Genomic DNA, 13,061 nt, shown 5'->3' with positions numbered 1-13,061 from the left:
CTGCACGCCATAAAATACACCACAAAAATCTCTGCCATTCGGCGATTTTTACGGCATTACTGACTATATCCCGGGGAATACAACCATGTACTCTGCGCAGTCCCGCTTGCGTCATGCGGTAGCAGACACCTTTGCGATGGTGGTGTACTGCACCGTCGTTAATATGATGATAGAGATTTTCCTTTCGGGGATGAGTTTCGAACAATCATTATCGTCAAGACTGGTCGCTATTCCGGTAAATATTATTATTGCGGTGCCCTATGGCCTGTACCGCGACTGGATTATCCGGAAGTCATTAACTATCAGAAAATCAGGCTGGATGAAAAGCAGTGCTGATGTTTTCAGTTATGTCACTTTCCAGTCACCGGTCTACGTCACTATTTTATGGTTTGTCGGCGCTGACTGGCACCAGATTAGCGCTGCCGTCAGCTCCAATATCCTGGTCTCTGTGATGATGGGTGCGCTGTACGGCTACTTCCTCGATTACTGTCGCCGCCTGTTCCGCGTCAGTCACTGCCAGCCAGTAAAAGTCTGACCCTCCGGCGGCCGGTGACGGTCGTCTCTGCGCCAGCCGTTATTCTGCGGGTAAAAAATCAGTGTTCACTGACCGGCAGTATTCTGATTAGCGGGATATTGCGCCCTGACGGACGAAGAAAAGAGTATCGAAGGCGGAAAACAGACGGCAGACGCAATCACTGCGTACTGCCGCAAGGGAGGGGGCTGTATCAGGCGATAGTATGAGCCAGTTCGCCAATCTGACTGATCTCGACAGAGATTTTATCTCCCGGGAACATAAACAGCTGCGGAGTCCTTGATTTACCTACACCGCCCGGTGAACCGGTAATAATTACATCTCCCGGGGCCAGCGGCGTAAAACAGGTTACATAAGCAATAATATTCGCCACCGTATGGATCATATTGGCCGTCGAATCATGCTGTACCTGCTGACCGTTTAAAAAGGTCTTAATATCCAGTTGCTGCGGATCCGCGATTTCATCACTGGTGGTCATACAGGGACCAAATCCACCGGTCGCCGGCCAGTTTTTACCGGCGGTAAACCAGGTAAACTGCATATCACGTACCGTGGCATCCATAAAACAGCTGTATCCGGCAACATACTGCAGAGCATCTTCTGCAGCTACCTGATGTGCAGGTTTACCGATAATCACCGCCAGCTCGCCTTCATAATCGAACTGCTCACTGCTGGCCGGTTTCTGTAATGGCATCTGATGCGCAGTCAGGGTATCGGCAAAGCGGACAAACAGGGTCGGTGCCGGGTTAGTTTCACCGAACTCTTTGCGTTTTTCTGAATAATTCATGCCGACACACAGGATTTTTCCCGGAGTTTCAATTACCGGTAAAAAGGTAATTTCATCAAGGGAATAATCCACAGGGCGGTCAGCGAGTCCATTTAGCTCATCTAAGGCCTGAGCAGTCAGAACCGCTTTCAGATCTGCATAGTCAAGATATTTACCGGCATCGGTAACACCGTTGTCTCTGATGATGCCAAAACTATGGTGACCGGTGGCTTTAAGTTTAAAACTACATAACTGCATGAATTGAATTTTCTTATCTTTGTCAGGGTGGAGGAAATTATTACACTTACCTGTCAGCAGATGCCGACAGGAAAATGCTGTGCGGCGAATATGTTAACATTAAGCTTGCGATAAATATCACATTATTTTTTAAGGTATTAAAAAGTAAATGCTTTAATTCATCTTCCTCTGCGGATCATCTGATAACCATCACCGGACAACTATCAGCCTCCCCGCCTGCCTGCGGACGGGCTTTACGTCAACTCAGTCAGATAATAAGGTCCCGCCGCGGCGGTCATTATGCGGCTGATACCCCGCCAGCATACCAATATTCTGTCCCTGGCGGACGTAACTGATCAGTGGCCGGGTTACCAGCCGGCCATCCTGCGGGCTCAGTACCGGCAAACGGTTATTTTCTTCTGCCCCGCTCAGGATGACCACCTCTGCCAGTAAGTCTCCGGCAACCACTTTGTCCCCCGGCTGTCGTTGCCAGCTAATAATCCCTTCGGCCGGTGCCTGCAAATAGCTGACACCTTCTAACGGGTAGCAGACCACCTGGCTGCAGTCGGGGGCTTCCGTTTGCCGGGCCGCGACTATCCCTTCTGTTTCCAGAAAGCGCAGCAGTGCTTCTGCATCTCTGGCTGCCAGCAGGTCACTGACATCGGCCTGGCCCCGCAACTCCACAGTGACCGTAAACGGGATATCCTCCGCCGCCAGTCCTTTATGTTCAGCAAACCATTGCCAGCAACGTAATACCGACTCATCAAACGGCTGGCCACCGGCAAGTTGTTCTTCAATAATGACTTCCGCCCCCAGCGAGGCTGCCAGGTTCACTGCCCGCAGATGATGACAACGGTTAGTGTACAGGTGCAGAATTGCCGACTGATCACAATGTAAATCGATGACCACATCATGCTGTAAAGCCTCGCTCAGCAGACTGTGCTTTATGGCGGAGACCGTATCTGCCGGCCTTACGTCACCCAGCAGGCGGGTGATATATGCCCGGCAATCCTGCCGTGCATTACTGTTGAGCGTCTGTGCGCCATCACGGGTCAGTACTGCCTGAAGATCGGCAAAATTACGATTGAAGTTCTCCCCGTTAGCCAGATGATAACGGCCGGTAACATGACCGGAGACGTTTTGCATCAGCCCGACCGGATTGGCGACAGGAATGATCACTACTCCCCCAGACAATCGCCCTTCCCGCTCACATTGCACCAGTAGCTGCTTCAGATGCTGTAACACCAGTAATCCGGGGTGTTCATCAGCATGCAATCCTGCCTGAAAATACGCCGTTCTGCCGGCGCACACATCACCAAAAGTATATTTGGTTAATTGCAGGGTCATGCCCGGCGCGGGAGAAGGGAGCTCGATAAATTCGCTATACATAACAAGGCTCCACCATCGGTAATGTTTTCCGGAAAATACCGGCCGGTTCATCCTAACCTGACTGCCGGACGGATACAGCGTTTTTCTGCAGCAGTTCATATACTGAAATAACTGACTGCTTGCGGCAGAGCGTCATCAAGCTAATATACTGTTTTTAAAGCATCAGTCAGTTACGGATCCCCGGCCTGCCCCCTTCTGCTGCGATAAAAGAACGTCATTATTCTATTTTTACAGGACCGCCTGCGGAGTTATAAAGCATGCTATTTTCAGATTTACCGGGTGATGAAGGCTTACCCGGCCGGCCGCGACGGCTGGCAATGATTGCGGTAATGATGACCACCGCCATGTCCGTCTTTGACGGCTCTATGGTAAATATCGCCTTACCACAGATAGCCAGAGCTATGGGCGTACCTGCCTCAGAAGTGGTCTGGGTCTCAAATGGCTACCTGCTGGCGGCGGCTATGACGCTGGCTATTTTTGCAGCCCTGGCCACCCGTATCGGCTTCAGGCACTTATTTGCCGCAGGTCAGATCATTTTCACCTTGTCTTCACTGGGCTGCGCCCTGTCAGCGGATCCTCATACCCTGATCGGGATGCGTATTTTACAGGGAATTGGCGGGGCGGCGACACTCAGCATTGGCCCCGCGATACTGCGTTCCGTATTTCCAAACCGGCTGCTGGGACGTATTCTCGGGATGAATGCTCTGCTGGTTGCATCAGGCACTGCCATTGCGCCGATACTCGGCGGATCAATACTGTCGGTCATGAGCTGGCAATGGCTGTTTGCGATTAACCTTCCACCGGGGATCATTGCAGTGATACTGACATTACGGGTATTACCGGGCCGTTCACAGAAAATATCACTGCCTTTCGACATGACAGGCGCAGTATTATCGGCCATTATCCCCGGCGCGCTGATTATGGCCGCCGACAGTCTCGCTGCGCCCGGCAGTCCGGGGCTTTCCGGCCATGACCTGTTGCTGGCAGCGGGTTACGGCTTACTGGCGTTAGTTGCAGGACTGGCATTTATCGCGGTTGAACGCAACGCTGCTGCCCCCCTGCTGCCCCTGAATATTTTTTCGTCTGCACGCTTTTCTCTGGCCGCCATCACCTCAATGGCCTCATTTGTCAGCCAGGGAATCACTTTTATTGCGTTACCGTTTCTGTTCCAGAATATCTACGGACACAGCGCCTTCTTTTCGGCACTGTTGTTTACTCCCTGGCCCCTCGGTATTATCCTCGCGGCTCCCCACGCCGGACGCCTTTCCGACCGTATCCCTCCGGCCATTATCTCGACCCTCGGGCTGGGAATATTTGTCACCGGATTGATCCTGCTGGCCCTGTTACCGGACAATGCCGCAGCGTGGGATATCTGCTTACGCAGTCTGGTCTGTGGCATCGGCTTCGGCTGCTTTCAGAGTCCGAATAACCGTGAAATGCTGTCTAATGTCGCCAGAGAACACAGCAGTTATGCTTCCGGGGTGCTGGCAATAATGCGCATGTTCGGACAGTGTCTGGGAACCGCGATTGTCGGAGTGATCCTCGCCCTGTCCGGTCAGCACAGCCTGCTGCAGGAATACCACGGCGTACAGACTGCGTTATGGCTGGCAGTATTGTCCGGCGGCCTGGCGGTGATGCTCAGTATCAGCCGGCTAAAGAAACAATAATCCGCCACAGGACTACACATTTGCCGCAGCCCCGGCCGGAAACAGCAGCAGGCAGCATACCCTGTTACACTGTCTGCTATTGTGGCCGGTATCCGGCCACGTACTGAGCAATAAATGCGGTTAACAGCCGGGTTGCCTCGGGGGTCTGGGTGATGCCATCAATGATCGCCTGAGTATCGCGCCCTTCGGCGGCAAATATTTCACTGTTACGTGCAGTCATGGCTCTGGCGGCAGCCACCGTAAATTCCGGGTGAAACTGGGTCGAAACAGCATTTGGCCCGTAACGCACAATCTGGTGTCCGTCAGCCGCAGAATCCGCCAGAACTTTAGCCCCCTGCGGGGCACGGCTGACAGTTTGCATATGTGTCAGGTGTGCGGGAAAGCTGTCCGGCAGTGTACCTACTAAAGGATCATTCTTTGCCGCTTCCCTGAGGCTGACGGACAGGCAGCCGGTTTCGCGAACAGAATCCAGATAGCGGACTTCGCCCCCCAGAGCATAAGCCATCAACTGGTGTCCGTAACAAACCCCGAACAGGGGCATACTGACTGCCATAGCACTGCGGATCCACGCTGCGGTTTTTTCACTCCACGGCAGTTTTTCGGTCACCATCGCCCAGGAACCGGTAATAATCGCCAGCCGCCGGGGATCCGGTGCCGGCAGCTCGTCGCCGTCAAACACACGGACCACCAGTATCTCCTTCAGGGGGACGCCAATCGCCTGGCTGAACCAGTCTGGCAGGTCACCATACTGCTGGCGAATATCCTCCGGCGGAGTGCCGGTTTGTACAATAATAATCTGAGGCTGATGCATTGTAATTTCCTGGTTTTCTGACCATCACCGGCCGGATAATCCCGATAAGACAATCAGTAATAGCTTTAAATCGCGGTCGAAACAAGTATCAAAATATACTGCCTGCCGGTGATTATCTTCCGCCACGATTGCTGTCAGCAGGTGGCTGATAAGTGACAACGTCACTAAGAACCGGCCGATTAATAATAGCTTTTAGCGCGGGGACTTCCCCCTGCCGGACATTCGTTCTATGATTAAGCCGATTTTTTTATCATTTGGGCGAGTTATGAAAACAATTATTCAAGGGTTTCTGAACTTTCAGACCGAAGTATATCCTGAGCGAAAAGAATTATTCCATAGCCTGGCAGACAGTCAGAATCCTAAGGCCTTGTTTATTTCCTGCTCAGACAGCCGTCTGGTCCCGGAACTGGTGACCCAGCAGGAACCTGGTCAGTTATTTGTGATCCGTAACGCAGGCAATATCGTTCCGTCTTTCGGCCCGGAGCCGGGCGGCGTCTCTGCCACCATCGAATATGCTGTTGTCGCGCTGGGCGTAAAAGACATTATCATCTGTGGCCACTCTAACTGTGGTGCAATGGGCGCTATCGCCAAATGCCAGTGCATGGATACTATGCCTGCTGTCGAACACTGGCTGCGTTATGCCGATGCAGCGAAAGCCGTTGTCGAGAAAAACAGTTATCCGGACGAAGAACATAAAGTCAGCGCCATGGTACGTGAAAACGTTATTGCTCAGCTGAATAACATGAAAACCCATCCGTCCGTCGCCGTCGCCCTGCGCAATAATCAGATCCACCTGCATGGCTGGGTGTTTGATATTGAAAGCGGCCAGGTACAGGCACTGGATAGCGACGGTAAAACCTTCGTGCCACTGGCTGATAACCCGCACGTCTGTTTTGAATAACCCCCGGTAACCGGCTCTGTCCGGTACCGCCTCCTGCAGTCTTTGCTGCAGGAGATTCTGTTACCCCTGTCACTGGTCGCTATTTTCAGCATAATTACCCGCACCCCTGATGTCCGGGGCACAAAGGCTGACTGGTTGTGTGTATTCGGAGGTAACGATGCCCCCCCTGTTGAGCAGTCCGCACTTAATTTATGATGGCTGCCCGCGTGCCGGATGTCGGTCTCATGGCCGGGCTTGATGCGCAAATAATCAATGCCACTTTTTTAAAGGCAGTGACTGGCGGGTAAATATGCCGGTGAATCCGGGCTACAGTGACAGCAGTAAGTTACACAGCCGTCTGCCACGGCTGGATTTTGATGATGCCTGCCGGTTTTCCTGACAGCCAGTCTCCGGTCACTGGCCGTGGACGCCCCGTAGCACAGCTCATTCCAGTAGGTCACCCGTAACAAGCGATGATGATGATGACTATTCATCATTATGTGCCTGCCGGTAATCAAGATGGCCGGGCCCGATACCATATAAACCAAGGATCGGGATCATCGATTCCAGTAACAGATGACTGTCTTTTACCCTGTCAGCCGTCGGGCTGCGTTTTATCAGGCCGCGAATCCGTGCCAGCTGTTGCCGTAATTGTCGTATCATGCTCATTTCCCCGCTGAGTGCCCGTCTGTACAGTTCAGCCTGAAACCCGCCAAAAGGGAAATATCAATTCCGGGACTGTAACGCCAAAAAAAGCAATAGCCGCAGCACAGTCATGCCTGCTGCGGGCACAACCCCCTGCCAATAACCGTCTGAATATTTTGCAGGGTATCGGCAAAAAATTGAGGATCCTGCAGCGATTTCCCGGTCACTGAGCGTATCTGAACCGCAAAATCCGCATAATGCTGGGTGACTGACCATAACATAAAAATCAGCTGCCGCGGGTCGACCTCTGCCAGCTGCCCCGCAGAAATCCAGTGCCGGATAAGTGCGGCTTTTTCATCCACCAGCTCACGTAAATTACCTTCCAGTTCCTTATGTAAGACCGGAGCTCCCTGCAGGATTTCCAGACAAAACAGCCGCGATGCCTGCGGATGATCTCTGGAAACTTCCAGTTTCAGACGAATATAGTGGTTAATGGCTTGCAGCGGTTGCTGATCTGCATGTAACGCCCGTAAGGGAGCCAGCCAGATCGCCAGAATATCCTGCAACACCGCCAGATAAAGTTGTTCTTTTGAAGGGAAGTAGTACAGCAGATTGGTTTTTGATACAGCAGCCAGAGCAGCAACCTGCTCGATGCGAGTGCCATGTAAACCATACTGTGAAAATAAAGACAGTGCGGCATTCACAATGGCTGTGCGTTTCGCAGCAACCGCCTGTGAACGTCGCCCGGGGGATTTTTCACGTCCTTTCACCTGTCACCTCCTGTATTTCAGTCTGCAGCATCATAACAGACCGCAGACAGAATATGATATTCAGCGGCAACAGTTTTTCCCACAACTGACTGTAAAACAGCAGATTTTATCCGAAAGACCGCTGATTGCCGGCCAACAGCGTAACAACCGTTTGTTGTCCGGCGACAGGTTAACCCCGGTTACAGGCCAAAACGCTGACGGATAAACTCTCCGCCGTGAGCAATACCCTGAGCAGAAATCGTGTGGGGTAAACCCGGTTCAGGGATAAAGGTTGCTGCGGCCCCGGCATCTGCCAGTTGCTGCTGTGCATCACGGCTTTCAGTCCACGGGATCACCGGATCTGCCTGGCCGTGGATCAACAGAACCCTGGTGCCGTTCGCCGGATAGAACGGCGGCGGGGAAGCCAGCCGCCCCGAAAATGCCACTACTCCGGCCAGCGGCAGTGCATCACGAACCACCTCATCCAGCGACATAATGCTGCCCTGTGAAAACCCGGTCAGTATCACCTGATCTTCGGCAGTTATCTGATGCCGGTCCAGAATAGCCCGGATAACAGCATCAAAAGATTCACGGGCAGCGACCACCCGCTGTGGCCGGTTATGTTCTGTCACACCATTAACACTAAACCATTGATAACCGCTACCCATATCACAATGCTGCGGCGCGTCAGGGGCCACAAAAATCACTTCCGGCATTGATGCCTGCCAGAAATCCCCCAGCCCTTGTAAGTCGGCACCGTTACTGCCGACACCGTGCAGCAGGATCACTATTTTCTTGCTCATATCACCCTCTTATAGTCCCAGTCCGCTTAAGTCAGGCCCGGCCGGGACAATCCCCGTCGGGTTAAGTGCCTTAATAGAGTAGTATCCCTGTTTTATATGGTCGATATTTACCGTCTCGCGGACGCCCGGCAGCTGCAAAATACGCCGGGTATAGGCATACAGTGACCGAAAGGCCGTCAGAGGATACTGATTACACTTGAACAGACCGAAATAGGCTGCATCAAAACGGATCAGTGTCACAAACAGCCGGATATCCGCCTCGGTAAAGCGGTCACCGAGCAGAAAATGACGGCCATCACTCATTCGTTGTTCCAGCCGATCGAGCATCGAGAAAACATCGCTGAAAGCCTGCTGATAACTGTGGCGGGTTGTCGCGAAACCGGCCCGGTAGACACCGTTATTCAGTGCCGGATAGATTTCATCGTTCAGCGCATCAATCTCCGCCTGCAAATCCGGTGGATACAAATCAATCGTATTCTCCGCTAATGCACCAAAGCCGCTGTTCAGCATACGCAGGATATCTGCTGACTCATTGTTCACAATCGTCGCCGTTTTTTTGTCCCACAATACCGGTACCGTCGCACGGCCGGTATACTGCGGGTCTGCCCGCGTATAAATTTCATGGAGCCAGCGGCTATGATTCACATGATCTGCCACAGACCCCGGATAATCCCCGAAGTGCCAGCCCTGGTCCAGCAACCAGGGCTCGACCACCGACACAGTGATCACCTGCTCCAGCCCTTTCAGTTTACGGGCCATCAGGGTGCGTGACGCCCAGGGGCAAATAAATGCCACATACAGATGATAGCGCCCCGCCTCTGCCTGAAAACCGTCCTTACCGTCAGGCGTGATCTGGTGGCGAAACCCGGACACCTGGCGGACAAAGCCGCCCTGTTTATCGACTGCCTGTACCGGATGCCAGTCGGCGCTCCATTGTCCATTGACTAACATAATGCCCTCCGGCTCAGTGACGGAATGTTGGTTTTAACGCGTACTTACCATCACCGCTTAATGCCAGCACCAGCAGAGCTATAATCCAGAAAGCAGGGAACTCCCAGCCACCGTTGGCATCAGTAAAGAAGAATCCTGCCGGACCATGTACCGTAACAATAGTGCCCAGTAACAAAGGGATTAACACCACCGCGGCAATACGCGCGTATACCCCGAGAATTAATGCCAGCCCGCCCGCCAGCTCCAGCAACATGACCAGATACGCCAGCCCGCCGGGCAGTCCCAGTGACTGAAAGTATTGCGCCGTTCCCGACGGGGTAAAGACAAATAACTTCAGCCCGAGGTGAGCCAGAAACAGCACTCCGAGGGTAACGCGTAGCAGCAGAACAGCATAAGGGGCAGTACGATGATCGGTCATGATTATTTCCTCAATAAGGTGTTGTTGCTAACAAGACTACCTTATCGGGGCCACACTGATTAGCCGCCCACAGGGCGCATCTTAATTTCCATAATGGAAATAATCACCAGCCCTGATCCCAGTCCGGTATCGCCGTAAAGGTCTCTGCCAGATAATCAATCATCGCCCTGGATTTATGCGCCAGATATTTTGCCGGCGGATAAAGGGCAAATAATCCCAGAGGTGCGGGGGCATAATCGTCCAGTACCGTAACAACCTGCTGCCGTTTCAGGGCATCTCCGGCCACAAAAGTCGGCAAACGGGCAATTCCCAGACCGGCTGTGACTGCCTGCAGACAGACTTCGGCGTTGGAAAATTTCAGACGCCCGCTGACCGCCTGTTCCTGCAGGCCCCCGGCAGGTGCAGAAAATGGCCAGCGAAAAGGGTCGCGAAAATTGGTATCGATAATACAGTCATGGTGTTCCAGCGCAGACCAGTGTTGCGGTGTTCCGCGGCGTGCCAGATACTGCGGCGAAGCGACAAGTAAGATCCTGATATCACATAATTTACGGGCCATCAGGCTGCTGTCCGGCAGAGAGCCTATCCTCAGCGCCAGATCAAAACCTTCATCAATAATATTTACCAGCCGGTCGGCATAACTGACATCCAGTTCAATATCCGGATAGCGACCGGCAAAATCGATCAGCCGCGGGGTTAACTGCGTGGTACCAAAAGTGACAGGTGCCGAAATACGTAACCGGCCCGCCGGGGCTTCAGAAGTATGGCGGATGGCATCATTCAGTGCATCGTATTCATCAATCAGTGCGCGGACCCGCTGATAATAGGCCAGCCCGACCTCAGTGACCGCCAGTGAACGGGTACTGCGGCGAAACAGCTGAACACCGAGAATATGTTCCAGTCTGGAAATTAATTTCGAGGCCTGGCCGTGGCTGGTATGCAGCCGCCGGGCTGCAGCGGTAAAACTGCCTGCTTCCACCACCGCAATAAACATCCGGTCACATTCCAGTCGTTCCATACTGCCCGTCCCCTGTGCGATAAAATGACAGTACCGCCCGGGGCGGTACTTTAAACAGCGCCGGATAATCCCCGGCTGCGGGGCTATAATACAAAAATATTCACAGAAGTCAGTACTCTGTAGCGTTGATCCCCTGAGGGTGACTGCCAGCCCGCTGGCCGGCAAGCGATCAGACAACCATTAGCGCGCAATAATAGTGACACTGTCACTATTGCTTCCGGCCATTCCGCAGCGAGCATCGTTATAATATTAACCACCGCAGAATACGGAGCGCGCGGCAGCGTGATCTGTGGCCGGCGCGGTACGGCAAAACCCGCGGATATTGCGGACCCGCGGTATTCCGCACAGAGGGGTGGCTGAGGGAATCGCCGCTGTTTATACTGTTATTTCCTCCGGTTTCCGGCATCTGAGCCTGCATCCGCCATTTAAAATACGAGGCCCGTTCAGCAGATGAACATATCACCGTCAGTCAATGAAAACCGGCAGCGGGTGTTGCAGGTTGCAAAAGAAATCATTACCCGCAAAGGGTTCTCCGCCGTTGGCCTGAATGAAATTCTGACCGCGGCCGGTATCCCGAAAGGATCTTTCTATTACTATTTTTCGTCCAAAGAAGAGTTTGGCAGCGCGATGCTGGAAGATTATTTTTGCGGGTATATGGCAGAAATGGATCGTTTAATCACTACCGGCACCTGTGCCGCGGATACGCTGATGCGCTACTGGCAAGGCTGGCTGGAGACAGACAACCAGCAGGTTCCGAAAGGCCATAAATGCCTGGCCGTCAAGCTGGGTGCCGAGGTCAGTGACTTATCTGACCGGATGCGTGCGGTACTGAACCAGGGGACCGGGCAGATTATCGGCCGGCTGGCTACCCTGATAGACCAGCTGGCCGCACAGGATAATTTTCAGATCCCGCCGGAAGGCAGTGAAGCATTTGCCCGTAACCTTTACCAGCTGTGGCTTGGTGCCAGTCTGCTGGGCAAAATATCCGGTGAGCGACTGTCACTGGAGGCGGCAATGATCCTGACAAAACGGCTACTGGGACTATAATTCAGTTTGCCATTATGTGCGTTTACTGACTTATCCCCTTACCCTGAATGTTGTTTTTACATACCATCTAGACGACTGGTCTAATTTAATTACGGGAGATATTATGCCACAGACAGAACACACCAACCGCCGCTGGGTACTGGCTTCCCGTCCCGATGGCTGTCCGGCCTCTGATAATTTCCGCCTCGAAAATGCGGAGATCCCTGCGCCGGATGAAGGACAGATCCTGCTGCGCACCGTCTATTTATCTCTCGACCCTTATATGCGTGGCCGGATGAGTGATGCCCCTTCCTACGCTCCGCCGGTGGCTATCGGTGAGGTTATGGTGGGCGGAACCATCAGCCGGGTTATCCGTTCCCGTCACCCGGAATTTAAAAAAGACGACTGGGTCATGGCCTGGTCAGGCTGGCAGGATTACGCCCTGTCTGACGGCCAGGGGGTGGTCAGTCTGGGAAGCAACCCTGAACACCCTTCCCTGTCATTAGGCGTGGCCGGCATGCCGGGCTTCACCGCCTGGATGGGGCTGACAGATATTGGTCAGCCGGTGGCCGGTGAAACCCTGGTGGTTGCTGCCGCAACCGGGCCGGTCGGCAGCACCGTCGGACAGATAGGTAAGCTGAAAGGCTGCCGTGTGGTCGGCATTGCCGGCAGTGATGAAAAATGCCGTGATGCGGTGGTCAATGCCGGGTTTGATCTCTGCCTGAATCACCGTGCACCCGACTTTCGGCAACAATTACAGGCCGCCTGCCCGGACGGAATTGATATTTACTTCGAAAACGTTGGCGGAGCGGTGTTCGATGCGGTGCTGCCGCTACTCAATAGCAAAGCAAGGATCCCCCTGTGTGGTGTGGTCGCCCATTACAACGACAATACAGCCGCCGCCGGTCCCGACCGTCTGCCGCAGTTTATCGGTACACTGTTGAAAAAACGTATCCGTATTCAGGGATTTATCATTTTTGACGACTACGCCCCCCATTTCCCTGCCTTCCGGACCCTGATGAGCGACTGGCTGCGGCAGAAAAAGATTTATTACCGTGAAGATATTGTTGAGGGGCTGGAACAGGCCCCGCAGGCTTTCAGCGGCATGTTACAGGGTAACAACTACGGCAAGCTGGTGATCCGTGTCGCCGGTGACCACTAACCCCGGAGAA

At 53.4% G+C, this 13,061-nt stretch carries 14 protein-coding genes; 5 read left to right on the top strand and 9 right to left on the bottom strand.

Going from position 1 to position 13,061, the window contains the following annotated elements; translation table 11 throughout:
* The first annotated feature begins 85 nt into the window (after positions 1-85).
* Entirely contained in the window at positions 86-535 is a 450-nt protein-coding gene (locus JK211_RS01785; RefSeq protein WP_212706952.1) for an L-alanine exporter AlaE, read from the top strand.
* A gap of 190 nt (positions 536-725) precedes the next feature.
* Here JK211_RS01785 and JK211_RS01780 read toward each other — a convergent pair whose 3' ends face one another.
* Positions 726-1,556: a fumarylacetoacetate hydrolase family protein gene (locus JK211_RS01780; protein WP_212706951.1), complete on the bottom strand. Its 831-nt coding sequence runs from the start codon at positions 1,554-1,556 to the stop codon at positions 726-728.
* Positions 1,557-1,799: 243 nt separating this feature from the next.
* A complete protein-coding gene (locus JK211_RS01775; protein WP_212706950.1) occupies positions 1,800-2,924 on the bottom strand; it encodes a succinylglutamate desuccinylase/aspartoacylase family protein in 1,125 nt (374 codons plus the stop codon).
* Between the two features lie 257 nt (positions 2,925-3,181).
* On the opposite strand from JK211_RS01775, the gene JK211_RS01770 reads away from it, so the two are divergent.
* A complete protein-coding gene (locus JK211_RS01770) occupies positions 3,182-4,591 on the top strand; it encodes an MFS transporter (RefSeq protein WP_212706949.1) in 1,410 nt (469 codons plus the stop codon).
* Positions 4,592-4,667: 76 nt separating this feature from the next.
* On the opposite strand, the gene JK211_RS01765 is transcribed toward JK211_RS01770, so the two are convergent.
* Positions 4,668-5,402, bottom strand: a complete 735-nt coding sequence (locus tag JK211_RS01765; RefSeq protein WP_212706948.1) for a glutamine amidotransferase — start codon at positions 5,400-5,402, stop codon at positions 4,668-4,670.
* Positions 5,403-5,667: 265 nt separating this feature from the next.
* Here JK211_RS01765 and JK211_RS01760 point away from each other — a divergent pair, with 265 nt between their 5' ends.
* The gene (locus JK211_RS01760) at positions 5,668-6,303 is read left to right on the top strand and encodes a carbonic anhydrase (RefSeq protein ID WP_212706947.1); all 636 of its coding nucleotides are present in this window, start codon (positions 5,668-5,670) and stop codon (positions 6,301-6,303) included.
* Positions 6,304-6,768: 465 nt separating this feature from the next.
* Here the strand turns inward: JK211_RS01760 and JK211_RS01755 are convergent, their stop codons facing one another.
* The 6 genes from JK211_RS01755 to JK211_RS01730 all read right to left on the bottom strand — a co-directional run bounded on the left by JK211_RS01755 (position 6,769) and on the right by JK211_RS01730 (position 10,863).
* Positions 6,769-6,945: a hypothetical protein gene (locus tag JK211_RS01755; RefSeq protein WP_212706946.1), complete on the bottom strand. Its 177-nt coding sequence runs from the start codon at positions 6,943-6,945 to the stop codon at positions 6,769-6,771.
* Between the two features lie 110 nt (positions 6,946-7,055).
* The gene (gene rutR, locus JK211_RS01750; protein ID WP_212706945.1) at positions 7,056-7,697 is read right to left on the bottom strand and encodes an HTH-type transcriptional regulator RutR; all 642 of its coding nucleotides are present in this window, start codon (positions 7,695-7,697) and stop codon (positions 7,056-7,058) included.
* Between the two features lie 179 nt (positions 7,698-7,876).
* Entirely contained in the window at positions 7,877-8,479 is a 603-nt protein-coding gene (locus tag JK211_RS01745; protein WP_212706944.1) for an alpha/beta hydrolase, read from the bottom strand.
* Between the two features lie 9 nt (positions 8,480-8,488).
* Positions 8,489-9,430, bottom strand: coding sequence for a glutathione S-transferase family protein (locus JK211_RS01740; RefSeq protein ID WP_212706943.1), 942 nt, complete (start codon positions 9,428-9,430; stop codon positions 8,489-8,491).
* Positions 9,431-9,443: 13 nt separating this feature from the next.
* Positions 9,444-9,848 (bottom strand): DoxX family protein, encoded by a 405-nt coding sequence (locus JK211_RS01735; RefSeq protein ID WP_212706942.1) that lies wholly within the window; start codon positions 9,846-9,848, stop codon positions 9,444-9,446.
* 103 nt (positions 9,849-9,951) lie between these two features.
* On the bottom strand, positions 9,952-10,863 hold the full coding sequence (locus JK211_RS01730; protein ID WP_212706941.1) for a LysR family transcriptional regulator: 912 nt from the start codon (positions 10,861-10,863) through the stop codon (positions 9,952-9,954).
* 450 nt (positions 10,864-11,313) lie between these two features.
* On the opposite strand from JK211_RS01730, the gene JK211_RS01725 reads away from it, so the two are divergent.
* Together JK211_RS01725 and JK211_RS01720 are read left to right on the top strand one after the other, a co-directional pair.
* Positions 11,314-11,910: a TetR/AcrR family transcriptional regulator gene (locus JK211_RS01725; RefSeq protein ID WP_212706940.1), complete on the top strand. Its 597-nt coding sequence runs from the start codon at positions 11,314-11,316 to the stop codon at positions 11,908-11,910.
* 103 nt (positions 11,911-12,013) lie between these two features.
* Positions 12,014-13,051 (top strand): NADP-dependent oxidoreductase, encoded by a 1,038-nt coding sequence (locus JK211_RS01720; RefSeq protein ID WP_212706939.1) that lies wholly within the window; start codon positions 12,014-12,016, stop codon positions 13,049-13,051.
* The last annotated feature ends 10 nt before the right edge of the window (positions 13,052-13,061 follow it).

It is taken from the genome of Tatumella sp. JGM130, assembly GCF_018257525.1.
Lineage (GTDB): Bacteria > Pseudomonadota > Gammaproteobacteria > Enterobacterales > Enterobacteriaceae > Tatumella > Tatumella punctata.
The sequence above is the reverse complement of the archived record's forward strand: the minus strand, read 5'-3'. Positions and strand labels throughout refer to the sequence as shown.

Bases quoted from the DNA above. Each gene is read 5' to 3' on its own strand.
- JK211_RS01720 (WP_212706939.1), top strand. From the start codon at position 12,014: ATGCCACAGACAGAACACACCAACCGCCGCTGGGTACTGGCTTCCCGT.
- JK211_RS01730 (WP_212706941.1), bottom strand. From the start codon at position 10,863: ATGGAACGACTGGAATGTGACCGGATGTTTATTGCGGTGGTGGAAGCA.
- JK211_RS01775 (WP_212706950.1), bottom strand. From the start codon at position 2,924: ATGTATAGCGAATTTATCGAGCTCCCTTCTCCCGCGCCGGGCATGACC.
- JK211_RS01765 (WP_212706948.1), bottom strand. From the start codon at position 5,402: ATGCATCAGCCTCAGATTATTATTGTACAAACCGGCACTCCGCCGGAG.
- JK211_RS01780 (WP_212706951.1), bottom strand. From the start codon at position 1,556: ATGCAGTTATGTAGTTTTAAACTTAAAGCCACCGGTCACCATAGTTTT.
- JK211_RS01740 (WP_212706943.1), bottom strand. From the start codon at position 9,430: ATGTTAGTCAATGGACAATGGAGCGCCGACTGGCATCCGGTACAGGCA.
- JK211_RS01725 (WP_212706940.1), top strand. From the start codon at position 11,314: ATGAACATATCACCGTCAGTCAATGAAAACCGGCAGCGGGTGTTGCAG.
- JK211_RS01760 (WP_212706947.1), top strand. From the start codon at position 5,668: ATGAAAACAATTATTCAAGGGTTTCTGAACTTTCAGACCGAAGTATAT.
- JK211_RS01785 (WP_212706952.1), top strand. From the start codon at position 86: ATGTACTCTGCGCAGTCCCGCTTGCGTCATGCGGTAGCAGACACCTTT.
- JK211_RS01745 (WP_212706944.1), bottom strand. From the start codon at position 8,479: ATGAGCAAGAAAATAGTGATCCTGCTGCACGGTGTCGGCAGTAACGGT.
- JK211_RS01755 (WP_212706946.1), bottom strand. From the start codon at position 6,945: ATGATACGACAATTACGGCAACAGCTGGCACGGATTCGCGGCCTGATA.
- JK211_RS01770 (WP_212706949.1), top strand. From the start codon at position 3,182: ATGCTATTTTCAGATTTACCGGGTGATGAAGGCTTACCCGGCCGGCCG.
- JK211_RS01735 (WP_212706942.1), bottom strand. From the start codon at position 9,848: ATGACCGATCATCGTACTGCCCCTTATGCTGTTCTGCTGCTACGCGTT.